Genomic DNA, 26,221 nt, shown 5'->3' with positions numbered 1-26,221 from the left:
CTAGGCCTCAACCATATCTTTCATAAGGCTGAGTAATTCATTTTTGAGTTTTGATTTGTAAGAGCTTTTTCTTTCAACCAAGTAAAGTGGCAATGAGTATTCGCCTTCATGTAAAGATTTGAGCAGTCCCTTCTTGATATCCTCTTGAACGAGGAAGCGCGGCAGGATGGTGACGCCAACGCCACTGATGGCCATGGCCTTTCTTGCCATCGAGCTGCTGGAGATGGCTGCGATAGAGACATTCTTGTGATGAGATCTGTATTTTTGAAAGAGGGGAAGCCTGAATGACTCCTCGTCATCTTGTTCTTTTGAAGCGATAAAAGACTCTGTCGTCTTTTTGTTTTTCGCAAATTCTTTGGATATCACAAAATCAAAAGGGACATGGGCGAGCTTAGACTTTTCCAAGTCCATGGGAAGTTCTGGCACGTTGAAAAAGATTCCGAACTCTATGGCTCCCGCACTGATCTTATCTAGTAACAAACTTGCTGGCCCCGCGTGATGAATAGGGCGCATGCTGGGGTGACGCTGAATGAACGCCTTAAGAATGGGACCCATGATCTCTGGTGCCAGAGAATCGGATGTCGCAAAACAGAGATCGCCAGAAATATTTCCCAGGCGTTCTTTGGCAAAGGCCGAAATCTGATCGGCGCTGTCGAACATCTTCTGTGCCATCTTAAAGATCTCTTTGCCTTCGGTGGTCAGGATGACTTGCTTCTTCTGGCGTTCAATCAACTTAAAGCCCAGCTGTTCTTCCAGAAGTTTGACGGCTCTGCTGATGACGGGCTGTTGGACATGAAGGCTGTCGGCGGCCTTGGTAAATCCATTGAGTGTCACGACGAAGTAGAAGTACTTAAGATAATTCAGGTCAAACTTATTCATATATAAAATATATCATATTTATATAAACAATCAATTTTATTAATTTACTAAGCAGAGGTATCCCTAAGCACGTCGCAGTTCCCGGGAATCGAAGACTTATCCTGAAGAATTGCCAAAAACCGAGCTTTCAACTGTGGATATAAAGTTGAAAGCATCACAAAACTTTCCTGTAGGAGGAAAAAATGATTTCAAGGTTGTCAATGTTACTGATCGTAGTGCTTCCAGGGCTTGCCTTCGCGAAAATTGATCGCGTTGACTCTGGTTTTGTAGCGACCTCGGCAAAATCTTCACCACTGGAGTACGGCGAAGAACGCAATGGAAAAATCACTGTCGACCTGACGAAAGGCGGATTTTCTTGTGAGGTGAATGGGTTGATTTTAAAGGCTCCAGAACTTCGCAATATTTCCGAGGACAATATCGACAATGTTCATTTTTACTTAGAAAACGCTGAAGAATGCCAAAGGAATTTGAATGTCATAACGGAGTTGATTCGCAACAAATCATCTGTGGAGCTGGCATATAACGTTCGGAAAAGAGCTGTTACGTACCATTTGGACTACTCGGAGTTTTGCAATGAAACCACATGCGGTATTGATGTCATGGACCGTGAGGTCATTGAAGTCAGCAGTCAGTTTCTCGGTTACAACCTGCAAGGAAGCTCAAGTCGTACCGTCAGCTATAGAACAGTTACTTGGCCGCGAGGTGCCTGCCCACCGTGGAGTCCCGATTGTGATCTATAGGTCGATCTTCTAAAACGTAGCCCTCAGAAGAGTGAGGGCTTTAAATAGGCCCTGATGTTTCCCGAAAGCCTCATACTATTATCCTGGCTATTGTTTTCCAGGATATCCCACGGACTGAGCAAACAACACACGCTGATGTGTTGTAAGCTTTAACTTTTCATCAATCGTTTTGTCGCAGTTGTGGAACCAAGCTGCCAGGCCATTGGCCGCCGCAAATAAATAGACATTGCCGGCAATAAGGCCTGTGTCGACGAAGTAGTAAGACTTTTGAACGTCCACCTCATGCAGCCCGGGTTCGTTATATCCCGCCGTGCGGGTCAAACGATGCAGATCAGCTACATAGATGAGCTGAACAGGAGCCGTCATTTGAAAACCCTTTTGAGCGGGATTCAAGGCGCGAGCCCGGAGGTCTTCTGCTAAAATTGGCTGAAGGACACTTTTAAAAGCATCGTACAAAAAGACACCTTCGCTCATCGCCACATAAAGATCTATTTCTTGGGAATTGCTCGCTGATGCGGCCGTTCTACCAGGTATACCAAACGGACCGGTCTTTCGATTGACTCCATACGCAGCCCAAAGAAGGCTCGATAGCACCTGCAGGGACAGGGGTCTTTCACTGATTTCTCGGATTGTCTTGCGTTCGTTGAAAGCGGCAAAGACGGAATTGCCGATATCATGACTTGGTGCCAGCAGCTGAATGGGGGGCATCTTGGAGGCCTCACCGGTCGAGCTTTGAATAGGTTCCATATTGTCCATGCATCGTCCCTTCATAATTTTTTAAATATTCATAAAAGTCTTTAGCAAAGGATAGTCAGGGCTAAATGCAGAGCCAAATATTTGGCGGAAAAATGTCGAATCACTGCTGGGTCTTTGTCAAAAAAGAGAAGAGAAGTACCTGTTGTTTGACTCAGGATATTTCGCAGCCATGGAAAGACAGATACTCTGTAGGAGGGCGGGGGGCTTCATCGGAAATGACACAGAAATCACATCGCAAAGGTCTTCACGCAATTGCCGCTTTTGAAGCTCTGAAGGGGATCGTGGTTTTGGTCATAGGTCTTGAGCTGCTGGTTTTCATTCATGGTGATTTTCAAGCCTTAGGGGAAAAGTTTTTGTGGCATTTTGGTATGAATCCCCACAGTCAGTATCCCCATGCAGTCTTGTTATTCTTATCCGGTGTCAGAGATCGACAGGTCGTGCAAGGTGTATCCTTGGTTTTAGCTTATAGCCTTTTTCGATTTATTGAAGCTTTTGGTCTTTGGAAGGAAAGAAAATGGGCAAAGTGGCTTGTTATCATTTCCAGCGGACTGTTTCTTCCTCTTGAATTCTATAAGATGTTCACCCATTTTACCTGGTTCAAACTCTTGATCACCATAGCAAATATCTTGGTGCTTCTTTATATTGCGTATCTACAGCTCGAGGATAAAAGGAGCAGATCTAGCGTCAAGAACTAGACAGCGCTAGTTTGGTCTTTGATGACTCGGCCATCAGCAAGTTGGATCTGTCTTTGGGCCATGGCTGCATAGTCGGGATCATGGGTCACAAGGACCACCGTGGTTCCCTGTGCTCGGTTGACCTCTTTAATGATTGTCATGACTTTTTCCGCATTGGCTGTATCCAAACTGCCCGTGGGTTCATCCGCGAAGAGATATTGTGGTTTCATCAGTAGCGCTCGGGCAATGGCTACGCGTTGCTGTTCACCTCCTGATAGTTGTCGGGGATAGCGAGAAGCTTTCTCGTGCAATTCAAATTGCTCGAGAAGAGCTCGGGCTTCGGGAAGTTTTTCTGCTTCCTGCTGAAACTTTCTAGCCGGCATCAATATATTTTCCAAAGTGGTCAGCTCACCGATCAGATAGTGAAATTGAAATATAAATCCCATCTTTTGATTGCGAAACTCATACAGGTCGTCAGAGTTCATTGTAATGACCTCTCGGCCGGAAATTTGAACTTTCCCCAGCGTGGGGTTGTCCAGACTGCTTAAAATATACAGTAATGTACTTTTGCCCGATCCGGACTTTCCAGACAGCGAGACAAATTCCCCATCCTCGATTTTCAGTGTGATGCCATTCAGAGCATAAGTTGGAGGATCACCAAAGGATTTAGTGATGTCGTTGACAACAATACCCATGGACTATCCTCCCGCTCGAATAATATCAATCGGAGTCAGGCGCCCCGCCGCTCGGGCTGGTAAAATAGAAGCCAGAGATGAGGAGATCAAAGCAACCAGAGCCGCTTGAATATAAATCGCAGAGTCCAACGAGATATGCAAATAGCCTTGAGGATTGCCCGGAGCTGCAGGCATGAAGGGGATCGTTTGCAAATAGCGGCAGAAGAAGTATCCCGCGAACAGACCGCAGGCTCCTCCAAGGACTCCAAGAATTAAGCCTTGTGAAAAGAAAAGCATGACCACGTCGAAAGTGTCATAGCCCATCGAACGCAAAATTGCTATGTCCTGACGCTTTTGATTTACGGTCATGTTTAAAACATTGTAAATTCCAAAACCAGCCACAATGACCACTGTTGCGATCATTGAAAATCGCAGGGCATCTTGAATTCGGAATACTGAGAGGATATTGGCATTCTGTTGATCCCAGCTTTCAGTTCGCTCGGGAGCAATGCGGGACCAATTCGTGGCGATGGCGGCCGCCTGTCGATAGTCTTTCAAACGAACCCCAATTTCATTCACTTGATTGGGAGTTCCATTCAGTCGTTGAACATCATTGATTGCAGCATAGGCTTGTGAGTCGGCGAAACGATTTCCTGTGTAATAGCGGCCCACCACCTTGAAGGGGGAGGCATTTCCAGTTCCCACCGAAACCCTCACGGTCTGATTGATTCCCACTCCCAGGCGTTTCATCAGCTCATCACCCAGAATCACGCGATTTCCGCCGACTGCCAAATCACGAAAATGTCCATCGACCACATAGTCTGCGATGCTAGTTACTTTTTGTTGTTGAATAGGATTGCAACCGATCAGGACTGCTGAAACTGAGATCTTTGATAGACTGAACAGAGCGGCAGTGGTCAACAGGGGTGAATAAGCCTCGACCCGTGGATCTCGAGCCAGTCGCTCATACCAACTTTGCGGATCTTGAACTTCGAGATATCCCAGATTTCCCGAAGGCGGGAAGTACCAGAAAACATGACGATAAGAGTTTTCGTAAAACGCTTGATCCAGTTGGTGTGCACTCAAGTAGTCCTTTCGGGCTTGAATATGAATTTGGGCGGCATTGTTGACCAATTGCTCCACAATGAAGACGTGAAAGCCCAGGAAGAATCCGGAAACGGCGACATAAGCCATGGTTCCCAAAAAGACGCCAAGGAAGGTTAAGAGCGTCTGTCTTTTGCGCTCGATGAGATAGCGAATTGCCAGAAAAATCATGGTCCCACCTGCTTTCTGATCAGAACCTTATCTCCTTCATGTAAATCGCCACTTAAAACTTCGATCAAATCACGATCGAGAATGCCTGTTTTTATTTTGATAGCCTTGGTCAATCCCACGCCCTTCCGAATCCAGACAGTGTCGCCATTTTCTACGGCGGCCACTGGCAACAGCAAGGCATCGGGATGTTCTTCGATGGCAATTGCCACATCTCCCGTCATTCCAGGCAGAATTCGGGCGGGCAAATCCACAACCGCAATCCTTGCTAAGAAATTTCCTTCATTGGAATAAATAGAGTCGACAACGCCTTGATAATTTTTATCGCGAATGGAATCAAAACTGATGCGCACTTTTTGCTTGGGAAGAACACGCAAAGCTCCTTGCTGCTCGAGGGACACCAGCAGGTATCGATCATTCAGGTCTACCAATGAAAGAACGGGTGTCTGATTCAGGACATTTTCGCCTTGTTTGAACGGAACAAAGGTCACAGTTCCTGCAAAGGGGGCGAAGTAGGCCTCTTGATCCATCAACACTAACTTTTGCCCTTTCTGGACGAAATCTCCTTCTTTAACGTACAGACGGTTGATGGTCTTCATGACTCCCAGTTTGATTTGGTAGCTGCGATTCGCCATCACGGTGCCAATGCCATACACGGAAAGGATGATGGGACCCCGCTTGAGTGGTTCAGACCAAACACCTCGTGAACGCTGAGTCATTCGTTGAGTCATGAGAATGCTGGAGACAAACAAAATGAGAATCAAAGCACTGCTGACGGGGTGCCGTCGAATCCATCCCACAATTTTTCGGATTGAGTCCAGTCGCTGCTTTTTCATAATTAGATTTTGAAGAGAGTCTATGTGGATTTTCGCTGATTCTAAGAGCAGGGGCGAAGGAAAGAAGAGACTTCTGTTAAAATGCTTCGACAGAAAAAAGTCTAGACAAGAAGCTGTGCTGTCGGACATATGCAACGGGCGAAAAAAAAGAGCCCTTGTGGTGGGGCTCTTCCTCAAAAGCTATGTTGTTATTTCAGGATTCAGGAGTGTGTCTATTTTGCACAAGCAAAAGACACATCGTAAGTTCCAGGAGCCAATTCATCCGCGAATACCAGATTTCGTCCACTCACTGTGAAATTAGCCACAGGTTGATTGTTTTGAGTTACGACGATAGGTGAATTCACCAGGTCTACAGGAGCACAAGACAGAGTGATGGCTTTTGCCGTTTTGTTGATTTCTTTTGCAATGGCCTTCACTTGGGAAGAATAGTCGGTCGCACAGACGTCACCAATAATACCGCCTGTTAGTTTAGACAACTCTTGATATTTATAACCTTCAGTTTTTCCTTCGCCATTGAGACAATTTGTATCGCCGGGGCGAGAAATGATCGAATTGAACGTGAAAGCTTTGCGATTGCTGAACTGGTAATCGATATAGCTGATCAAGTTTTTTCCACTATTCTTAGTATTGTAAGCAGATTCGTCTTCATCTGAGATCACGATCACAGCAAGAGCGGCGTCAGGACGGATAAACTGTTTTCTTACGTCAGTGCTGGCAATGGATCTTTCGATGGCACGACGTGTGGCATAAATCCCTTGTTCACTCGCACTGCCAGTTTCAGATCTTTGGATTGTTTGGCCCAATACATTTTGTGCTGTGATCTGGTCCATAGAAGAATCCATAATGAATGTGTTTGTAGAACCATGAAGAGCAACCAGGTTGCCGTCTCCATAAACAGAGCTTTTTGGATCAGTAGTGGTTACAGAAATTCTCCAGTCCAAACCCGCGACGATTTGAATAAAGTCATTCAATCGAGATGCCATGCTTTGTTGTTCATACTCCATAGAACCTGAATTATCGACCACGAATAAGATGTCGATTTTTTGAGTGGAGTTGACTGTAAAACTTTGTTTCATTTTTTCGATTCCGCCGCTACTCACCGGAACTTCACCATCGCCAGGAGTTCCCGGAATTGCGGTATCCACTGGAGAAACATCTGCATTGGCACTTGAGGCAAGTGATTCGACATTAATGCCGTTTGTTCCTACCTTCGCGCAATTTTGAAAGCCGAAGATTAGTAGAGTCGCTAGCGTCAGTGCTGAAATCTGTCTTGTTTTGAGTCTCATCATATCCCCCGATATATGAGTTCTACTGCAAAACTGGGACTCAGGGGATTTTTAGGCTGTCCTGCAATTTGAGGCCTAAACAGGTGTTGATGAAGTCGACATTGTCTATTGCACAACTAGGTTTCGTGTGGTCGCGGTTTGCGGCCACGTACTGATTTGAGGCAACTTAACAAGGTAACATTTGTCATAATACCGGCCAGTCTTAATCAGATTGCTTAAAGCGAACGCGCGAGATGAAATTTGAAAAGCTGCTGGCAGCAGAGCTGATCATAACTAGGAGAGCGATTATGGAACCCCATCATATTCATTCGCCTGCGCCTCTATCCGAAATTTATTCCGCGAATATTGAATACACCTGTCCGATGCATCCACAAATTCGTCAGCCGGGACCTGGGAATTGTCCGATCTGTGGGATGACACTGGAGCCGGCAACGTCTGTCGCTGAAGAGCCCGAAGACGATCACGAGTATCTATCGATGCGAAAGAGATTTTGGGTCAGCACTGTCCTTTGTGTTCCCTTGTTGTTTCTTACAATGGGTGTGCGCCATCTGATCCATTCTCAAAGTTTAAAGTCATTGTTTCCTTGGGTGGAATTGATTCTTGCAACGCCAGTGGTTCTTTGGGGAGGATGGCCGTTCTTTGTTCGGTTTTGGCAATCACTCAAGAATCGCAGCATGAATATGTTTACATTGATTGGTCTTGGGGTTGCCGTTGCCTTTATTTACAGCGTCGTAGCACTATTTTTTCCCGATGTTTTTCCGGCTTCCTTTAGGGATTCCTTGACCGGAGAAGTGGGGTTCTACTTTGAAGCTGCGGCAGTGATCGTGGCATTAGTTCTTCTTGGGCAAGTTTTGGAATTAAAAGCCCGCGGGCAGACAAGTGCAGCCATAAAATCCCTGTTGGGGTTGGCGCCGAAAACAGCACGGATAATTCAATCTGATGGCCGTGAGGAAGATGTGCCTCTGGAGTCCATACACGTCGGTGATCAATTGCGTGTGCGGCCTGGAGAAAAGGTTCCCGTCGACGGGCGAATTTTGTTGGGACAATCTTCTGTGGATGAATCCATGGTTAGCGGGGAAGCTATGCCAGTGGAAAAATCAGCGGGCGCAAAGGTCATCGGTGCGACCATTAATGGAACGGGTGGTTTCGTAATGCTCGCCGAAAAGATCGGAAAGGACACGATGCTTGCGCAAATTGCGCAGATGGTTTCCGAAGCACAGCGATCCCGGGCTCCTATTCAGAAATTGGTAGATCAGGTCTCTTCCTATTTTGTTCCTGCTGTCATTCTCGTCGCGGTTCTAACCTTTAGTGTTTGGGCTGGTGTCGGTCCTGATCCCAAACTGGCTCATGCAATCATCAACTCCGTGGCTGTTTTGATTATTGCTTGTCCTTGCGCCCTTGGATTAGCAACGCCCATGTCGATCATGGTCGCGACGGGCCGGGGAGCTACCATGGGGGTGCTTTTCAGAAATGCCGAAGCCATTGAGATGATGAGGAAAGTTGATACTTTAGTTGTTGATAAGACGGGAACTTTGACGCTGGGGAAGCCAAAACTTGTGACAGTTCAAACTTTTGGCGGCTTTTCTGAGCTGGAGGTCCTTTCCTTGGCGGCCAGCCTTGAACGGGTCAGCGAACATCCTTTAGCGCAGTCTATTGTTGCTGGCGCGGATGAAAAACAGGCTGCAAAGTTTGAGGCTCGCGACTTTCGATCAATCACAGGAAAAGGGGCTAAGGCCGAAGTGAATGGACGAGCTGTTGCTATTGGCAACCAGTCCCTGTTGCAGGAACTATCAATGTCTTTGGGGCCTGAAGAATTGCAAGCCAATGCGCTGAGAGAGGACGGGCAAACCGTCATGTACGTCACAATTGACGGTAAAATTGCAGCCTTGTTGGGAGTGCTGGATCCCATCAAGGAAACCACGACTTCCGCCATTCAGAATTTGCGAGATAGCGGTATAAAAGTTTTCATGATGACTGGAGATAATGAGAAGACGGCGCAGGTCGTGGCAAAAAAAGTGGGCTTGGACGGATACTTTGCTGACGTTTTACCTCAAGGCAAAGCAGAAATTGTAAAGAAGATGCAGAGTGAAGGACGCTTTGTGGGAATGGCCGGTGATGGAATTAACGATGCACCGGCTTTAGCACAAGCCCAGGTGGGCATCGCGATGGGGACGGGGACAGATGTTGCGATGAATAGCGCTGGAGTAACCCTTGTTAAAGGAGATCTAGTAGGCATTGTTCGGGCTCGGGCCCTCAGTGAGGGCACCTTGAGAAACATTAAGCAGAACCTGTTTTTTGCGTTTATTTACAACTCGCTCGGTATTCCAATAGCTGCGGGAATCTTGTATCCCTTCTTTGGAATACTCTTAAGTCCTATGATCGCTGCTGCGGCGATGAGCATGAGTTCTGTCTCTGTTATCGCAAATGCGTTGCGACTTAAAAGGACGACTTTGTAGCGCTCAGGAATTTTACTCCGACGAAGTCGGAGTGCAAGCAGCTAATTAAGGTTGTCCAGTTTGACTCTTGTCAATTCGAGCTCTTTCAATAGTTCGAATTTTCTTTTTTGCGAAGAGAACCAGCGTTCTGTGGCGCTCACTAGATCCGGGGAGTTCTTGATCCCGCGTTTGTATTCACTGACTGTCAAATCAAAATACTTTTTCGATGATTCAAGTTTTCTTTCGTTGATAACATAGAGATCACTGAGTTCCTTGATCTTTTCTGATAGCGCATTGAACAGACTCAAGGAATCTACCTGGGTCTGTGCGGATCGTGCCTTGCTGGAAGCCAGGTTCGAATCGGCAGAGCGATTTTTATAAACAGTATCAAATCCCGTAAACAATGGAATGACAACCTGGAGTGCGTAATTTGATTCGTTGAATTTCATTGGTGAATTTTCTGAAGGAGTCAGCCTGCCGAAGCTGTACACAAAATCCACGGTCGGCATAAAGTCCGCTTTGATATTCTTTTTTTCAGCCTCTGATAGCCTTGACTGTAGAGTCGCCTTTTGATTATCAAGATTTTTTTCCGGACTAAAAGTTGGAACGTCAGTGAGTTTGGCAACACTGGTGAAGTTGAGTTTATCAAGATCGCTGTCGGCGACATCTGCGCCAAACAAATGCACCAGTCGTAAGTGCGACTCTTTATGAAGCTGGTCTATTTGTCTGTGCTGAATGCGAATTTCATCTTCTCTTAGATCAAATTCGAGATTGTCGACGGAGCTGGTGAGCCCCGCTGAGACCTTTTTTTGGGCCCATGATTTTTGCGATTTAGTTATTTTTTCTTCCTCAAACAGAATTTCCTGCAGCTTGTGAAGGTAAATCATTTCGCTGGTCACTTCTATGAGTTGCATCTTCAAATCGCGTCTGGTTTGCTCGTACTCAAGTTCTGTCAATTTAGCTTCAATGGTGCGTTGATCTGAGGTCGAGACATGCTTAAAGCCGTTGAACAGGTTCAGGCGGCCGTCAATATAACCGAAATAACCTTTATCACGTTCGCCCGGATCATCGACATACTTGTCACCCCAACCACCGACAGCGTTGAAGGTGGGGTAGTAGTTGGAGTAGGAAGACTGCAAAATATGCTCTTTAGCCCGCAATTCATTTTTTAAAGCTTCAAGAGTTTGATTTTTTTCACTCAGTTGCTGCTCAAGACTTGTCAGGCCCTCCATTCCGAAGGCCTTCAAACCCACAAACAAACTGACAAGAAGAAATCTTTTTTTCATAAACCGACTCCGAACGCTAAGACTATTTTTCTACTTGAAACTTGAAGGAATCTTTTTTGCCATTGCTTTCGGTGGTAACAATGACTTCCACGCGGTAGGCCTTTTTAAAATCCACCTGGGTCACGAAACTTCCATCCTTCGGAACGATTTGCAAGACTTCAGCTTTTCCTTTAGGGGCTTTTGCAGTTGCACTTATTTTGACTTTGTCAGCAGCAAGATCTTTGCCTTCATGAGTGATTGGATAGAGCTTCACTTCATTAGCTGAAGTCATATATTCCAAATTGATTTCTTTACCGGCAAGGACAGTACCACCATGAGAGGCTTTCAGCGTTCCTGGTGCTTGATCGTGCCCTTCGTGTGCGAACGCGGGTTGAATCAATAGAACTGTGATCAAGGATAGCAATAAATGTTTCATGAATTCTCCTAATGGTGAGTAGGTTCGAGTGTAACTTCGTTTGATTGCAAATTCTTTTCGGCTGACTTTCTTCCAAAATGATAGAAGACCGTAGGCGTAACAAACATGTCAAGGAGTGTGGAGCTGAGTAAGCCCCCCACAATAACAACTGCGATAGGGTGGAGAATTTCCTTGCCTGGATCTCCTTTGGCAAGGATCAGAGGTAAGAGACCCAAGACCGCCGTGAGCGCGGTCATCAAGACAGGGACAAGTCGCTCTAACGATCCTCGGATGACCATTTCCTTGGTAAACTGTTCGCCTTCATATTTCATCAGATGCAAATAATGCGAGATCATCATGATGCCATTTCGACTTGCGATTCCGCAAAGTGTGATGAAGGCCACCATGGTGGCTATTGAAAAGGTTCGATCGGAAATATAGATGGCAATCAGACTTCCGATCAATGCCATTGGGATATTTAACATGATCTGAACTGCGATAAACGACGATTTAAAGTGGGCATAAAGCACGACAAAGATGCCAATTAAAGAAAGAAGTCCCAAGAGCAGAATCAGCTTGCTGGCCGAACGCTGACTTTCGAATTGTCCGCCATACTGCAGGAAGTAGCCTTCGGGGAGCTGCACTTTGGCTCCGATTTTCTTTTGAATTTCATTAACCAGGCTGTTGAGGTCACGACCGGATGAATTGGCAGAGACCACAATTCTACGTTGAGCATTTTCGCGATTAATTTGATTAGGCCCTTGCGATTCATAAACGTCGGCCACTTTTTCCAAAGTGATTTTGGTTCCGTCAGGCATGATTTTTAAGGCGGTCTTTTTCATGACGTCAAGATTGGCTCGCGATTTGTCATCGAATCTCATATAGACGTTGAAGGTTCTTTGTTGATCGAGAACCTGACTGATCACTTCGCCATTCAGAGCTTTTTCCAATGTTTCAGAAAGCTCGCCCAGAACAATTCCGTACTTTGCAGCTTCTTCACGAAGAAGTTGAATCTTAACTTGCGGAATCAAGACTTGCTGCTCGACTTGAAGATCGACCAGGCCATCGGTTCCTTCCAACGCTTTATAGATTTCAGAGGCCTTTGCTCTGAGGACACTTAACTCGGTGCCAAAGACTTTGATAGCAATTTGTGATCGCACTCCCGAAAGAAGATGATCTAAGCGGTGTGATATCGGCTGGCCGATATTTACATAGACACCTTCAACCTGTTTCATTTTTGCGCGCATGTCTTCCAGGACCGCTTCGCGAGGTCGTCCTCCAGATTTAAAATCCACGTCAATCTCCGAGGAGTGTACGCCCTCAGCATGTTCATCCAATTCAGCTCGACCAGTTCTTCGGGCGACGGATTTGATCTCGGGAATAGAGAGGAAGAGCTCTTCCACTTGGGTGCCAAGTTTATTCGACTCGTCTAAGGATATTCCCGGCTGTGCTAAGACAGTCACGGTGGCTGTTCCTTCATTGAATTTAGGCAGGAAGTCTTTCCCCATAAATGGGATTAGGGCCAATGAGGCAACGAGAAGCGCCAGGGAGCCGCCAATAACAGTCTTATGATGGTCCAACGCTTTCACTAAAAGAGTGCGATCCCACTCCTTGAGCTTTCTTACAAGTTTGCCGTCCTCGTGCTCGATGAGTGTCTCTTTAGAAAGCAGGAATGAGCAAAGAACAGGGGTGATCGTGAGCGAGACCAGAAGTGAAGCAAGAAGTGAAACGATATAAGCCACGCCCAGTGGAATAAACAATCTTCCTTCGATGCCGCTCATATAGAAAAGCGGGAGGAAGACCAGAACGACAATGATGGTAGCAAAGACGATCGAGTTTCTAACTTCGGAAGAGGCATTGTAGACCACTTGCAAAGTTGGAAGAGGCTTCGCAAGATTTTTATTCTCTTTGAGGCGTCTGAAGACGTTCTCCACATCAACGATTGCATCGTCCACGAGTTCACCGATGGCTACGGCCAAACCTCCCAGTGTCATCGTATTGACGGAGAGCCCTAGATAGTGGAACACAATGGCCGTCACCAAAAAAGAAAGAGGAATGGCTGTTAAGGTGATCACCGTCGTTCGAATGTTCATAAGGAACAGAAAAAGAACAAAGAAAACCAGGATTGTGCCGTCGCGCAAAGCTTCTTTAACATTGTCGACAGCGGATTCAATGAAGTGTGCTTGTTTGAACAAGTCCTTCGTGAGTACAGCTCCAGGAGGCAGGGATTTTTCCAGTTCCTTCAGGGCGGAGTCGATTGTTTCTGTCAGTTCAACAGTGCTCGCTCCTGGTTGTTTTTGAATACTTAAAATGACCGCGGGCTTGCCATTTACACTTCCATCACCACGCTTTGTTTGCGCGCCAATCTTCACTTCGGCCACGTCCTTGACTAAGACGGGTCTGCCTAAATGCATACCTACGACGGTGTTTTCAATATCCTCTTCTGAACGAATCGTGCCGATATTGCGAATTAAAAACTCCTTCTTCTCTAAATCAATATAGCCACCCGTGGTGTTGAGGCTGATTTTAGCTAAGGACTTTTCAATTTCTTCTAAAGGGATTTGGACTTTTTGGATCTTTTCAGCGGAAAGAAGAACTTGGTATTGCTTGACCCCACCGCCGATGCCAATGACCTGCGCCACGCCAGGAATTGCAAGGAGGCGAGGACGAATTGTCCAGTCTGCATAAGTTCTCAAGTCAAGAGGGGTGACTTTACCGTCAGGTGAAGAGAGACCAACCAGTTGGATTTCTCCCATAATGGAAGCGATGGGCCCCATAACCGGAGTGACTCCTTGGGGAAGTTTTTCTTTGGCCAACTGAAGCTTTTCGGCGACCAATTGGCGATTTCTATAAATATCTGTATCCCAGGCGAATTCAACATAGATAACCGAAAGTCCAATTCCTGTCGCCGAGCGTACACGTTCGACTCCAGGCAAGCCATTGAGAACTGTTTCTAAAGGAAGGGTGACGAGGGTTTCCACTTCTTCCGGAGCCATGCCGGGGGCTTCCGTCATAATATTCACGGTCGGTCTGTTAAGGTCAGGAAATACGTCGATAGGCATATGGCCGACTATAAATAGTCCATAGGCTGTGACCAGAGCGCCTAGAGCGATGACAAGCAATCGGTGTGTAAGAGAAAAGCGAATAATTCGATCTAACATGGCATGCCCCGGGTAAAAGGAAGCCCTATTAAATAGCTTCTCTATTCAGAGTACTAGGAACGCCGCCTTAATTTTGTGACATAAAACTTGATATCGTGTTACGCAGCTGGTTGCCAGCTCTTGAAATTGCCAGGATTTGGGATTTTGCCGTTAAATTAGAATGGATTGTACCAAAGTTCCTTATCTTCATAGGGAACTGTACTGGGGAGGAACGGATTCTCAATATGAATGACCTTTCTTCTTTTTAAGCCGAGTTCAGCAATACTCGCAGCATAATATTTGTCGAAGATCTTTTGATAGTGGCCATTTTTAATGAGAGTTCGAAACCCCTCTTCCACTCTTTGCGCCATTCCTTTCCCCTCGTTGGATTTGGGGAACCAAAAATAAGTTGGAAGGGGGTAGTAAATTAAAAAATTCTCTTCAATTGCCAAATGACGATAGAGTTTTTTGAATTTTTTAAGCTCCTCCTCAATTTCCGTCACTCCTCTTGGGAAGGCTTCAAATTTTCCATTGTCTAAGGACTTGAACAAATCATCGTAGTAAACTTCCGTAGTTACTTTAAATCCGGCGTTCTCTAGTATCTCAACATCACCCCAGCCTTTGCCTTGGCCCAGTGTGATTTTTTTGAGATCGGTTAAGGATTTGGTTTTTAAGAACTTCCACTGATTGTCACCTCGGATTAGAAAAATACGATAGCCAATCAAATTGCGATCAATAGGTATACGAACTGGTGTGAGTTTCTTTTCGAAGTCTTCATTCGTTTCGCGAATCATGACCGTGAGCATAGGATCTTTCTTTAGGATTTCGCGTAGCTGTCGCTCTTCGGTCATCATCACGGTGGGAGTCATTTCGAAGGGGCCGTATTTTTTTTCTGTTACTTCTAGAGCACTTCGTAAAACCTCCCAGTGAAAATCATAGCGGACGTCGTGAGGTGACTCAGGAGGGTGGTAAAAGAACTTCATTTTCGCCACAGCTGGAAAGCTGTAGCAGAATAGAAGCGCCAAAAGAATGGCAAGTGAGTGTTTCATGCTTAAATATTATATGGGGGCCACTGGGAAAACCAGAGAAGAGCAAATGATGTAATAGTCTTGTGTGAATTATGGGGCATTGAGGAACTTTTGTCCGTAAAGTGAAGTTGCATTTTCGTAATAATTAAGAAATGAGACATTGAATATCAGACTTAGGTTCGATGTGGATTAATGGTGAATTGGAACCTTCGCGGATTGAACCAGCCTGAAACCCAGATGATTTGTTCCAGATAAAATATCACCTTTGCCTCGTGATCCGGGACGAAAGCGTGCGCAGTATTGATCTGTGCATAAAAATGAGCCGCCCTTATGGACCCGCTTTTTGATCCCAGGCTCTTGCGGGTCAAAGCTGTCTGTGGGACCTTGCGGATTTTTTGCAAGGCCTTGTGCTGATAAGGTTTTGAAATAGTCAGGGCGGTACCAATCTGAAACCCATTGCCAGACATTTCCACTCATATCATAAAGTCCATAGCCATTTGCGGGGAAACTGCCAACAGGGGCGATACCAGTGAAGCCATCTTCACCGGAGTTTCGTACAGGGAATTCGCCTTGCCAGGTATTGGCCATGAATTTTCCGTTCGGATGAATTTCATTTCCCCAAACATAAGTCTTCCGGTCCAGCCCCCCACGTGCGGCATACTCCCATTCGGCCTCTGTGGGCAGACGTTTGCCCTTCCAGCGTGCATAGGCTTCGGCATCTTCGTAGGCAATGTGTACAACAGGAGCATTTTCTTTTCCTGAAATGCTGCTTTCGGGACCAGTTGGATGTTTCCAGTCGGCACCTCTCACAACCTTCCACCATGCCATATTGTTGTCTAATACGACAGGGTGATTGGGAGGAGTAAAGACAATGGAGGCCGGTTGAAGATCTTCAGGGTTCACTTCAGGATAGTCATCGGCGGAAAGTGGGCGTTCCGCGAGTGTAATATAACCAGTGGCCGCGACAAATGAAGAAAAGTCTTTGTTGGTGACCACGTACTTGTCCATCCAAAAACTATCCAATTGAACTTTTACTTGTGGGCGTGCATCGGGGAACTGTCCTTCAGAATCTCCCATCCAGAATTCTCCAGCTGGAATCAGGATCATTTCATCGTGGACTTTTTGCGACGAAGTTACTTTAGAGGATCCTGTATCATTTGTCTCGTGGGCAAGACGACGCAAAGATAGGGATGGTGTCTCAGTGAGGCAATACGCTCCTTTGGGATTCCACGTGTGAGTTTCGTCTGAATTGGTGGCGTGAACGGCGCCCAAACTAAAATACATCACGAAGGAAAAGAATATGATGATAGTCGTGATGGCCAGAGGATGAAAACGCATCGGTCCTCCATTCAAGGATGCTCTATGGAATAACAGTCGTGGGCTGAAGGCAAATTGCTTATCCACAAACTTGTGCCTGAATCAAAGTCTTGAGCCTGTTTTAAGGAACACTTCTTTGAAATGTGTGTTTGCATCTTAGATGGAAAAGGTAAGGCCCTGCGAGTTGGTGAGGCATCATCTACTTTGATGTAGGAGGAGACCTTTGTGAAAAAGTCCATGGCTTCGATATTTACATTCGTCACATTATTTGGAAATTCAGTCTACGCACAAGATATTTTGCCTCGTCCGGAACCGCCATTTAAAGGGAAGATTGGACGAACCGTCAAAGAATCTAAGTCTGATTTCCCCAAAGAGATTACTCCGCCCAAAGATGCTCCGAATATTGTCCTGATATTAACAGATGATGCGGGCTTTGGCGCAAGCAGTACATTTGGGGGGCCGATCCAAACACCGACTTTTGATCGTCTGGCCCAAAATGGACTTCGCTATAATAAATTTCATACGACAGCCCTTTGTTCGCCGACAAGGGCGGCTCTTTTGACTGGACGAAACCACCACAGTGTTGCCACAGGGGTTATTTCAGAGATGGCCACCGGTTACCCCGGCTATAGCAGCTTGATGCCGAAGAGTGCTGGTTCCATGGCCGAAGTTTTAAGACAACATGGATATAGCACCGCTTGGTTTGGGAAAAATCATAATGTGCCTGATTGGCAAAGTAGTTCTGTTGGACCTTTTGATCTTTGGCCAACAAGTTTGGGCTTTGATCACTTTTATGGTTTTCTTGGGGGCGATGTTCATAACTATGCTCCGGCCCTCTATAGTGGAACCCAGCCTATCGAGCCTCATCTAAAAAATCCTCGCTATCATATTGAGAACGATCTTGCAGACAATGCCATCCGATATATTGAAAATCACGCGGCGGTTGCGCCCGACAAGCCATTCTTTGTGTACTACGCAACGCCATCGACTCATGCTCCTCATCACGCGCCTAAAGAGTGGATTGCGAAATTTAAAGGAAAATTTGATCAAGGTTGGGATAAGGTTCGTGAAGAAACCTTTGCACGTCAGAAAAAAATGGGTGTTATTCCTGCAGACACCCAACTCACGGCACGACCTAAAGAAATTCCTGCATGGGATTCTTTGAATGCAGATCAAAAGAAAGTCTATTCACGTATGATGGAGGTCTATGCAGGAGCATTGGCACATGTCGATTTTCAAATTGGCAGAGTTTTGAATGCGGTGGCTGAGGCTGGTAAGAGCGACAATACAATCGTCATTTATATTCAAGGTGACAATGGAGCGAGTGCCGAAGGGACTATGCAGGGAACCACAAATGAAGTAGCTACTGCGGCTAACGGCGTGACTGAAGATATAAAATACTTGCTCTCAATGATTGATGAGCTGGGGGGTCCTAAAACTTATAATCATTATCCAGTTGGCTGGGCTCTTGCGATGGATACCCCCTTCCAATGGACTAAACAGGTGGCTTCGCATTTTGGCGGTACCCGCAATGGCATGGTTATCTCTTGGCCCAAAAGAATTAATGACAAGGGCACTCTTCGCGAACAATTTGCCCATGTGATCGATATTGCTCCGACTATCTATGAAGTCGTTGGGATTAAAGCCCCTAAAGAATTGAATGGAGTGAAGCAAAAACCAATTGAAGGGACGAGCTTGGCTTATACTTTCAATAACAGCAAAGAGAAGTCCAAACATACAACTCAATATTTCGAGATGGTTGGCAACCGGGCGATCTATAAAGACGGTTGGGTGGCTGCGACCACTCCTAAACGCTTGCCCTGGGATACCGTAGGGCTGTCACCTAGCCCCGAAGACTTTGCCTGGGAACTTTACAATGTCGATAAGGATTTTAGTGAATCAAAGAATCTGGCTGGCGAGAATCCGCAAAAATTGAAAGAACTGCAAAATATATTCTGGCGAGAGGCTGCAAAATATAATGTACTTCCATTGGATTCGAGTTTCGCAGAGCGGGCAGATCCAGCGATTCGTCCAAGCCTTACTCGTGGTCGTGATACCTTTGTCTATCATGAGGGAGCGATTCGTATTCCAGAGGGCTCGGCACCTAACTTTAAAAACAGATCTTATTCAATCACGGCAGATATAGAAATTGCCAAAGACCAAAAGGCAGAGGGAGTTTTGGCAACTTTAGGGGGACGATTCGGGGGACTCGGATTATTGATGCTGAATGGTAAGCCTATGTTTGTTCATGCACTTTCGAACCAAGAACAACACAAGTACAAAGTCATTAGTTCTGAGGTCGTTCCTTCGGGTCGTCACATACTGCGCTTTGATTTTGCCTATAACGGCGGAGGAATCGGTAAAGGGGGGACGGGAACTCTATACATAGATGGGAAACAAGTGGCTCAAGGGCAGATTCCCAGAACGGTCGGAGTGCGATTTTCTTTGGATGAAACCTTCGATGTTGGGGAGGATACAGGAACGCCGGTGATTGAAGATTATGCTAACAATATGCCTTTTAAGTTTACGGGGACTTTGAATAAGTTAACTGTAGACTTGAAACCTCTACCTATGAAGGAAAAATTGGCGCAAGAGCAGGCTGAGAGCCAGAGCGCACAATACAGGACAAGTAATGACTAGAGTCCCTACAACACGCAGTCAATATCTGAGCTGCGTGTTGTCCGTCTTTCAGAAAACCATTTTCAGCAGATTCTGAAGCAGTTCTTCGAGAGAAAACATCGTCAGCAGCAGAGGCGATACAGGTAGCAGCGTGGCGACTCCAAGGTGCAATATGGTATGCGTGTTGAATGGAAACAGCTTCATCTCTTTGACAACATCGAAGCTATTTCCTAAGTCAGCAAGTGATTGGATGTCTGCACTCCCGATGAGCGGTTCCTCCTTGGGGGCACCGCCACGAAGCCATTTCTTGTCGAATTCGCGCACATAATATTGTGCCAGGGTTCCAAACTCGCGGGTGCCTTTGCGTCTTGCTTCTTCAAGCTCTGGAGCGAACACCAAGAGCGGGCCGAGAATGGCAAAGACCATCAACCCCACCAATCCGAAAAGTTCCAATTTAAAATCGGGGAGCTTTGCTCCGGCGAAGAAAATGCGGCTGCCAATCATTCCCGCAAGCATTGTCCCCTGGGCCAAGAGCAAAGGAGCGAACGCGTGACTTATTGCTGCCAGAAAACCCAAGCCTCCACAACGATCCGGATGCATTGGCATCAGATTCAATTTAAAACGCGAAACCTGCCACAGAAAACGGGTCCAGATGAACAGTCGAAAATACCAGCGCAAAAGTAAAAACTGGAAGAAGGGAAGACTTATAAGCCCCAGCCACCAACCAGCCAGAGACAATTTCATTTTTCCATCGGCCGCTATGCCATGCCAACTTGAAACATCAATGACTAGCTGGGTTCTCCAAATGTAGCCCACGCCAACCACGTAAACAAATGCAATCAATAAAACCTCGGCGGCAATTGAATTTCGTATTCTCATTGCTGAGTCAATGGCGGCATCGAACTTAGCATGGTCAATTTTTTGGATAATTCCCCGTTCTATAAACTGACTCACTACGGGCCCCATTCGTTTGTTGACGACGAGTTCTGCGATGAGCAACAGCGGCAAAGCCAGCAGCAAGCGGACGTGCATCTCTAGGTCATATAAAAAAGGCAGTTTAACACTGTTTCCCCAGGCAAATCCTTCCAGCGCGGACAGCACCATGAGTGGAACCCAAGTTACGAAGATAAAGAATATGATACGACGTCGGACTATTTGTGGCGCTTCTCCTGTCAGATGTGCCTTCATCAAGAGCTGATAAAGAGGTCCACCGAGCACCAATGAAAAATTTCGCTCTTTATTTAGGAGATGGGTATTGAATATGTTGGATCCGTGGGGTGATGTTTTCATGATGGCTAGAGCATAAGTTGGTCGTTGCAATGAGGACCAGAGAAAATCCGTTTGATTTATGACAAAGACAATTTCTCATTGGTGCATTTACGCAGATTCGAAAAAAGCCATTAATGAATATGATTGTCTTCAAAGTATCTTGGATGACTGAATTCGGAGAACGATCATCATGAAGAAAGCGCGTAGTTTATTGGCCTTAATTGGGCTCTTTATATTTTGTATTATGCCACAATCGGCTGTTGCCGATGAGGTTTATCCGGGTGAAGAGATGTTTCTATTCCAGTTGGGATATTTTCTTCCTTCATTCGACACAAAACTGCGTGTGGATAACGCGAATGGCACCATTGGCGATGAAGTGAATCTGGAAGATGACCTGGGTTTCAAGCACGAAACAACAACCATTATGGGAAATGCCACTTGGCGAATGTCGCCCCGTAATCGTCTGTCACTGGGCTACTTTGGCTTTCATCGGGGTAGCGATCACGTGTTGAATAAAGACATTACCATTGGTGACAATACATATGCGGCAGGGGCGACTGTCAGTTCGGCCATCGACTTTACGGTGATACCAATTTCCTATTCTTTTTCATTTATAAAAACTGACGAATGGGAGTTTGCAGGAACCTTTGGTTTGCAGTGGTCTACGATTACTTTTGATGCCAATGGCAGTGCAACCGTAGGTGGTGCAGGTGGGGCCGCTCATGCGCGAGCAGATGCTGTTGCGCCATTACCGCTTATAGGTCTGGATTTAACTTATTATATTTTTCCAGAATGGAGCGTTGGCGGGAACATCGGGGTCTTTTCATACAAAGTAGCAGCTTCGAATATGGATTTTCAGGGAAATATAGCCACCGCCAATGTTAACACTGACTGGTGGTTTTCTAACTATGTGGGCGCTGGCTTAGCTGTGAACTGGTTTAGCTTTGACGTTGATGTTGAAGGTGCCAAATGGAAAGGGAGCTTCAACTATCAATATCTCGGGCCGCAGATCTATCTGACCGGCAGATTCTAAATATCAATCCCAAGAGGAATAGCCCGCCGGTGGTGAATAGGTTTGATTGGCTCCTGCCGTGACCAGGCGAAGCTTAGTCGTTGTATCGCTATTTCCAATGCTTCCTCCAGGATAAAGATTTCCAGGCGGCAGGGTGGTGAATTGACCTTGATAGACGTTGTTCTTGTAGATTTTCAAAGTTCCAGCGGTGAAGTCTACGGCAATTCCGCAGACATCGTTCAAGGCGAATGCGGGTTTAGATCCCGTATAAGTCGCGCCATATGTAAAAGACCCTTGTACTTGATAACCTAGACCACCGGAGTCGGCTCCAAGATAGCTTCCCAGGGTGGCGGATGAATTGGCAATACCAAACATACCTGCTGGAGTACCGGAATTGATAGCGACAACTTTGATTTCATAATAATAGCTGCCACTCGAGCGATAAGTGTTGGCTCTGACCGTGCCCCAAGATGCTCCGGTTTTAGTGACATCAAGATTATTATTAGACAGGATCATGTTGGCATCTTTATCCGAAGGATTCCAATAGGTGGCCGTAGAGTAAGGGGTCGAGACTGCCATATAGTTTGTGACCACCCAGCCAACGGTGGCGTCTTGATATGTCAGAGTGATTGATGTGCCTTGAGTACTCAATCCCCAGGTGTTATTGACTTTGCCTGCTAGTTTCTGTCCATTAAAACCGATTGTTAGATTATTGGCTGAGAAATTTTGCGTACTATCGACAATAGTCACAGTGTCATTTGCATTTGGACTTGCGGGCAGTGTCACCGTGAAGGCGCCACCGAATGTATCCGCAAAAATGTGATCGTTAGCTACAGCGGTATAGTTAGAGCTTTTTTGAATCCATGTGACGGTGCCGGTGCCGGCGCTGGTTGCCGGTTGCCACTGACTTGAAGTCCCATTCCACTTAAGAACCTGGCCATCGGAAGGAGCTGTTGAGGCCACAGAGCGGCCCTGAATTTTTTGAACGGTTGTAGCACTTTGTGTTCCCGAGACATCGCCCGCCAAGTTTCCTGAAAAATTTGTCGCGGTCCCGACACTGAGAGAGCTTTGAGCAGTACATTGCCAGCCGTTAGCCACCGACCAAGTGAGAGTCTCATTCACGGCACAAGTAAAGGCCGCGAGATTGCTGCCAGTTGTTCCATCCGTTGCAACAAGTCTATTGATTCCTGGATTTGCAAACATTTTTGCAGTCGTGACGGCATTGTTAGCAATGCTCAATGCCCCGGTATTTGCAAGAGTGGCGTCGCCGCTGACAGTGACTTCGGCAGCTGCGCTGGAACCACTTCCGACCCAAATTTTTCCCGAACTTAGAGATGTTCCCAATTTATTGTTGAAAATAGACCAATCCGCTTGCGCCAAGTATCCATCATGAGTGGCATCGGCCTTTTGAATTGAGACAACGGGAGTTGAAGAACCAGTTGCAACCGAGATCGGTGAAGTTCCCGTGACATTAGTTACAGTTCCACCTGAACCACCTGCAGAACTTACAAGATCCCAAGAAGCTCCATTATAGCGATAGATTTTTTGTGTATCGGTTGCGACAAAGAGGTCGCCCGTTGCGGGGCTTGCTGGTTTACTTGCATCAACTCCCGACGACATCGTACCAACACCACCACCGTTTTTAACTAAACTGTCGGTGATGCCATAGCCCGATAAAGTTGTAGGATTTGTGCCAGCTGTCACACGGCCTTTTGCATCGACAGTTACTGATTTATAAGTACCTGCAGTAGCACCTGAGTTAGCCAAGGTTAGAGTTGTTGAACCAGCAGAAGAAGTGACGTCACCAGTATAGGCTGGCATTTGCGCTGCAGCCAAAGTTCCAGTGAGTTGAGAAGTTGCAATGGATAAAGTTGAGCAAGCAAAGGCATCACTTACTGAACTCCAGATCACGGCTTGTCCCGAGGTACAAGTTGCTGCGGGCCATGGGCTTGAACTTGTTGCATTTACTAAATCTGTATAAAGCAATTTTGTCGCTGACCAATTAGTCGAATCCCAACGCAAAGTTTGTCCTGTTGCGGAGCCACTTGCAATCGATACAACAGGAGTTGAAGAACCAGCTGCAACCGAGATCGGTGAAGTTCCCGTGACATTAGTTACAGTTCCACCTGATCCAGTTGCGGCGATCGTGATGGCACCGTTGGTATTGGTAATGGAAACACCACTGCCAGCAGTGAGAGTGGATTTAGTAAGACCACTTGTTGCAGTGTTGCCGATAAGAAGTTGACCATCAGTGTAAGTGCTTTCGCCTGTACCGCCTTGAGCAACAGCCAAGGTGCCGGAAGTAATTTTAGCGGCGCTTAAATTAGGAATTTGTGAAGCTTGAAAATTAGTAAGCTGACTGCCATCTACGGCCGGTAATTTTGCAGATCCATCAAGTTGCACAATTTGATTTGCGGCAGTTCCCGCGTTCACATTTACAGTAACTGCTCCAGAAGTTCCTCCACCAGTTAATCCAGTGCCGGCAGTGACGCCAGTGATGGTTCCACCTGAACCACCTGCAGAACTCACAAGATCCCAAGAAGCTCCATTATAACGATAGATCTTTTGTGTATCGGTTGCGACAAAGAGGTCGCCCGTTGCGGGGCTTGCTGGTTTACTTGCATCAACTCCCGACGACATCGTACCAACACCGCCACCGTTTTTAACTAAACTGTCGGTGATGCCATAGCCCGATAAAGTTGTGGGTGTGCCAGAGGTGATTTTTGACCAATCAAGATTGGGAATGTCCGCAGCTATTAACGCTGCTGATCCAGAGGTTACGCGACCTTTGGAGTCTGTTGTCACCTTATAGTAAGTTCCTGCAGTTCCCGCAGCAGCCAATGTTAAAGTACTTGATCCCACGGAGGAAGTAACATCGCCAGTGAATGCCGGAAGATTTGCCGCGGAAATAGTTCCACTCAAATCACTGGCCAGAAGAGGAGAGTTCACAAAAGCGGTGCCATTAAATTTTAAATAGTCTTTATCGGCGGGAGAGGTCAGCGTCAGAGTGCTGCCTTGAAGCTTTGCGACTGTCGCTGCGGCGGGACCTGGGCCGGAAGCAGTGACATCGCCGGTTAAAGCTGTGACGTAATTGCCGGCAGCCTGCTTATTGTTAAAGGTATTCCAATCAGTAGAAGACAAATATCCGTTCGTAGAAGTCGTTGCCTGAGAAATTGAAACAACAGGAGTTGAAGTGCCTGTTGCAATACTAATCGGTGCTGTTCCCGAAACGTTTGTCACGGTTCCAGGATTCATTGCTGGTAAAGTAGTTGGTGCCCACTTAGAGCCATCCCATTCGAGAACCTGACCATTTGTGGGATTTGTTGTATCCACGGGGTTGTTCTGCAAGGCCACAACTTTCGCAGCGCCAATAGATCCTGTCACGTCACCCACGAGCCCCACATTAATGGATTGGCATTGGAAGTTTCCAGAAACGGAATTCCAGTACATCGTTTGACTGACAGAACAGCTTGCGCTGGCGATCGAAGTATTGAAGGCCGCCTGAGTCATATATCCAGACAGCTGAGTTGAAAGATTTGTGACATCTGAGATGGCAATTGCACTGCTGAGCCAATTTGTGCCGTTGAATTTTAAAAAATGTCCCATGGTGGGAGTTGTAGAACTAACGGGAACACCTTGAAGTGCGATGACCGTAGGTCCTGGATAGGTTCCTGCCAAATCACCATTTGCGGCGGCACCAACTTGGATGGCATTCACCAGACGTGCATCGTTGCCGGACGCAACTGTGTTTGCTGTGGTGCCAACGTTCAAAGCTATTTGTGGAGTGGAGGCTCCGTTCGTGATTGTAATATAGGCGTTGGCAGAAGTGACATTTGTGACCGTTCCAGCGGAAGCTGCACTCGCAGCTTGGCAACTGAGTTGCATGCCATCCCAGCTTAAGAAAGTGCCATTGGCGCAAGTGGGAATTCCTGTCTTTAGAACAAAGTCTGTGGCCACATTGTTGCCGAGTTTTTGGGCGGAGATGGAGTAGCCAGCAAAGGGAACAGAACGAATTGTTGAGTCAGGACTGATCAGTTTCCAACCCACTCCATCATGAAACTGAACGCGAAGTTTTCTTGAGTCGGTGACGGAGGCTATATAGGGAACGCCACCTTGGCAGGTGAAGGACCCGGAGTTGTTGAAAGCATCGAGAATTGAAAATGAGCCTGAAGTTGGGTAGACGACAGTACCTTGTCCTATTGATACGTCAAAAACTCCGTTGGAGTTTTCCATATTGATGCCATTGACTTGTTCCTGATAAAGCAAACATTGCCCGGTGGAATCAGTGATCTGAAAAATAAAGGAAACGTTATTATATTCTAAAGGTGTCCCATCAGACTTCATGATCCGACCTTGATAGGTCAGACTTTGAGGGCTGGCGTGTGCAAATCCAACAAGGAAGAATAAAATGAGATTCATCACAACGTACAGGATTTTCATCTATTGTTATCCCTTCCAAAAATAATTCGAAAAATTCCTACTGGAATGTGATCGGCACTTCTATTTGTGCTCTCCAGTGGATGGATGAAGCATCTGCTCCCTTCAACAAGTGAAGCAGATGCTAAGTTGAGCTTTGCGAATAAAATCAATGGTAGGTCGGGACG

The 26,221-nt window shown here is 46.3% G+C and carries 18 protein-coding genes; 5 read left to right on the top strand and 13 right to left on the bottom strand.

Annotation, left to right across the window (positions count from 1 at the left end):
• A complete protein-coding gene (locus tag NWE73_RS14970; RefSeq protein WP_277579154.1) occupies positions 1–879 on the bottom strand; it encodes a LysR family transcriptional regulator in 879 nt (292 codons plus the stop codon).
• A gap of 182 nt (positions 880–1,061) precedes the next feature.
• Between NWE73_RS14970 and NWE73_RS14965 the strand changes: the two genes are divergently transcribed.
• Positions 1,062–1,619: a hypothetical protein gene (locus NWE73_RS14965; protein ID WP_277579153.1), complete on the top strand. Its 558-nt coding sequence runs from the start codon at positions 1,062–1,064 to the stop codon at positions 1,617–1,619.
• Positions 1,620–1,706: 87 nt separating this feature from the next.
• On the opposite strand, the gene NWE73_RS14960 is transcribed toward NWE73_RS14965, so the two are convergent.
• Positions 1,707–2,375, bottom strand: coding sequence for a nitroreductase family protein (locus NWE73_RS14960; RefSeq protein WP_277579152.1), 669 nt, complete (start codon positions 2,373–2,375; stop codon positions 1,707–1,709).
• 215 nt (positions 2,376–2,590) lie between these two features.
• Between NWE73_RS14960 and NWE73_RS14955 the strand changes: the two genes are divergently transcribed.
• Positions 2,591–3,070 (top strand): DUF2127 domain-containing protein, encoded by a 480-nt coding sequence (locus tag NWE73_RS14955; RefSeq protein ID WP_277579151.1) that lies wholly within the window; start codon positions 2,591–2,593, stop codon positions 3,068–3,070.
• Here NWE73_RS14955 and NWE73_RS14950 read toward each other — a convergent pair.
• The 4 genes from NWE73_RS14950 to NWE73_RS14935 all read right to left on the bottom strand — a co-directional run bounded on the left by NWE73_RS14950 (position 3,067) and on the right by NWE73_RS14935 (position 7,120).
• Positions 3,067–3,744, bottom strand: coding sequence for an ABC transporter ATP-binding protein (locus NWE73_RS14950; protein WP_277579150.1), 678 nt, complete (start codon positions 3,742–3,744; stop codon positions 3,067–3,069). The genes NWE73_RS14955 and NWE73_RS14950 overlap by 4 nt on opposite strands.
• A gap of 3 nt (positions 3,745–3,747) precedes the next feature.
• Positions 3,748–4,998 (bottom strand): ABC transporter permease, encoded by a 1,251-nt coding sequence (locus tag NWE73_RS14945; RefSeq protein ID WP_277579149.1) that lies wholly within the window; start codon positions 4,996–4,998, stop codon positions 3,748–3,750.
• On the bottom strand, positions 4,995–5,831 hold the full coding sequence (locus tag NWE73_RS14940) for an efflux RND transporter periplasmic adaptor subunit (RefSeq protein ID WP_277579148.1): 837 nt from the start codon (positions 5,829–5,831) through the stop codon (positions 4,995–4,997). The genes NWE73_RS14945 and NWE73_RS14940 overlap by 4 nt, the downstream gene beginning before the upstream one ends.
• 212 nt (positions 5,832–6,043) lie before the next feature.
• Positions 6,044–7,120 (bottom strand): hypothetical protein, encoded by a 1,077-nt coding sequence (locus NWE73_RS14935; protein ID WP_277579147.1) that lies wholly within the window; start codon positions 7,118–7,120, stop codon positions 6,044–6,046.
• Between the two features lie 284 nt (positions 7,121–7,404).
• On the opposite strand from NWE73_RS14935, the gene NWE73_RS14930 reads away from it, so the two are divergent.
• Positions 7,405–9,573: a copper-transporting P-type ATPase gene (locus tag NWE73_RS14930; RefSeq protein WP_277579146.1), complete on the top strand. Its 2,169-nt coding sequence runs from the start codon at positions 7,405–7,407 to the stop codon at positions 9,571–9,573.
• 41 nt (positions 9,574–9,614) lie between these two features.
• Here NWE73_RS14930 and NWE73_RS14925 read toward each other — a convergent pair whose 3' ends face one another.
• The 5 genes from NWE73_RS14925 to NWE73_RS14905 form a co-directional block, all read right to left on the bottom strand.
• The gene (locus NWE73_RS14925) at positions 9,615–10,838 is read right to left on the bottom strand and encodes a TolC family protein (RefSeq protein WP_277579145.1); all 1,224 of its coding nucleotides are present in this window, start codon (positions 10,836–10,838) and stop codon (positions 9,615–9,617) included.
• Positions 10,839–10,860: 22 nt separating this feature from the next.
• Positions 10,861–11,253: a hypothetical protein gene (locus tag NWE73_RS14920; RefSeq protein ID WP_277579144.1), complete on the bottom strand. Its 393-nt coding sequence runs from the start codon at positions 11,251–11,253 to the stop codon at positions 10,861–10,863.
• An 8-nt stretch (positions 11,254–11,261) separates the two neighbouring features.
• Positions 11,262–14,393 carry an efflux RND transporter permease subunit gene (locus NWE73_RS14915; protein ID WP_277579143.1) on the bottom strand — a complete coding sequence of 1,044 codons (3,132 nt, stop codon included), beginning with the start codon at positions 14,391–14,393 and terminating at the stop codon, positions 11,262–11,264.
• A gap of 155 nt (positions 14,394–14,548) precedes the next feature.
• Complete coding sequence (locus tag NWE73_RS14910) at positions 14,549–15,421, bottom strand: hypothetical protein (protein WP_277579142.1); 873 nt, start codon at positions 15,419–15,421, stop codon at positions 14,549–14,551.
• Between the two features lie 168 nt (positions 15,422–15,589).
• Positions 15,590–16,738 carry a formylglycine-generating enzyme family protein gene (locus tag NWE73_RS14905; protein ID WP_277579141.1) on the bottom strand — a complete coding sequence of 383 codons (1,149 nt, stop codon included), beginning with the start codon at positions 16,736–16,738 and terminating at the stop codon, positions 15,590–15,592.
• A 204-nt stretch (positions 16,739–16,942) separates the two neighbouring features.
• Between NWE73_RS14905 and NWE73_RS14900 the strand changes: the two genes are divergently transcribed.
• Positions 16,943–19,357, top strand: coding sequence for an arylsulfatase (locus NWE73_RS14900; protein WP_277579140.1), 2,415 nt, complete (start codon positions 16,943–16,945; stop codon positions 19,355–19,357).
• Positions 19,358–19,405: 48 nt separating this feature from the next.
• On the opposite strand, the gene NWE73_RS14895 is transcribed toward NWE73_RS14900, so the two are convergent.
• The gene (locus NWE73_RS14895) at positions 19,406–20,626 is read right to left on the bottom strand and encodes a hypothetical protein (protein ID WP_277579139.1); all 1,221 of its coding nucleotides are present in this window, start codon (positions 20,624–20,626) and stop codon (positions 19,406–19,408) included.
• A gap of 169 nt (positions 20,627–20,795) precedes the next feature.
• Here NWE73_RS14895 and NWE73_RS14890 point away from each other — a divergent pair, with 169 nt between their 5' ends.
• Entirely contained in the window at positions 20,796–21,638 is an 843-nt protein-coding gene (locus NWE73_RS14890) for a hypothetical protein (protein WP_277579138.1), read from the top strand.
• A gap of 3 nt (positions 21,639–21,641) precedes the next feature.
• Here NWE73_RS14890 and NWE73_RS14885 read toward each other — a convergent pair whose 3' ends face one another.
• Positions 21,642–26,057: a beta strand repeat-containing protein gene (locus NWE73_RS14885; RefSeq protein WP_277579137.1), complete on the bottom strand. Its 4,416-nt coding sequence runs from the start codon at positions 26,055–26,057 to the stop codon at positions 21,642–21,644.
• Between the last annotated feature and the right edge of the window lie 164 nt (positions 26,058–26,221).

This window comes from Bdellovibrio svalbardensis (genome assembly GCF_029531655.1).
GTDB classification, from domain to species: Bacteria; Bdellovibrionota; Bdellovibrionia; order Bdellovibrionales; family Bdellovibrionaceae; genus Bdellovibrio; species Bdellovibrio svalbardensis.
This window is presented reverse-complemented; position numbering and strand designations above follow the sequence as displayed.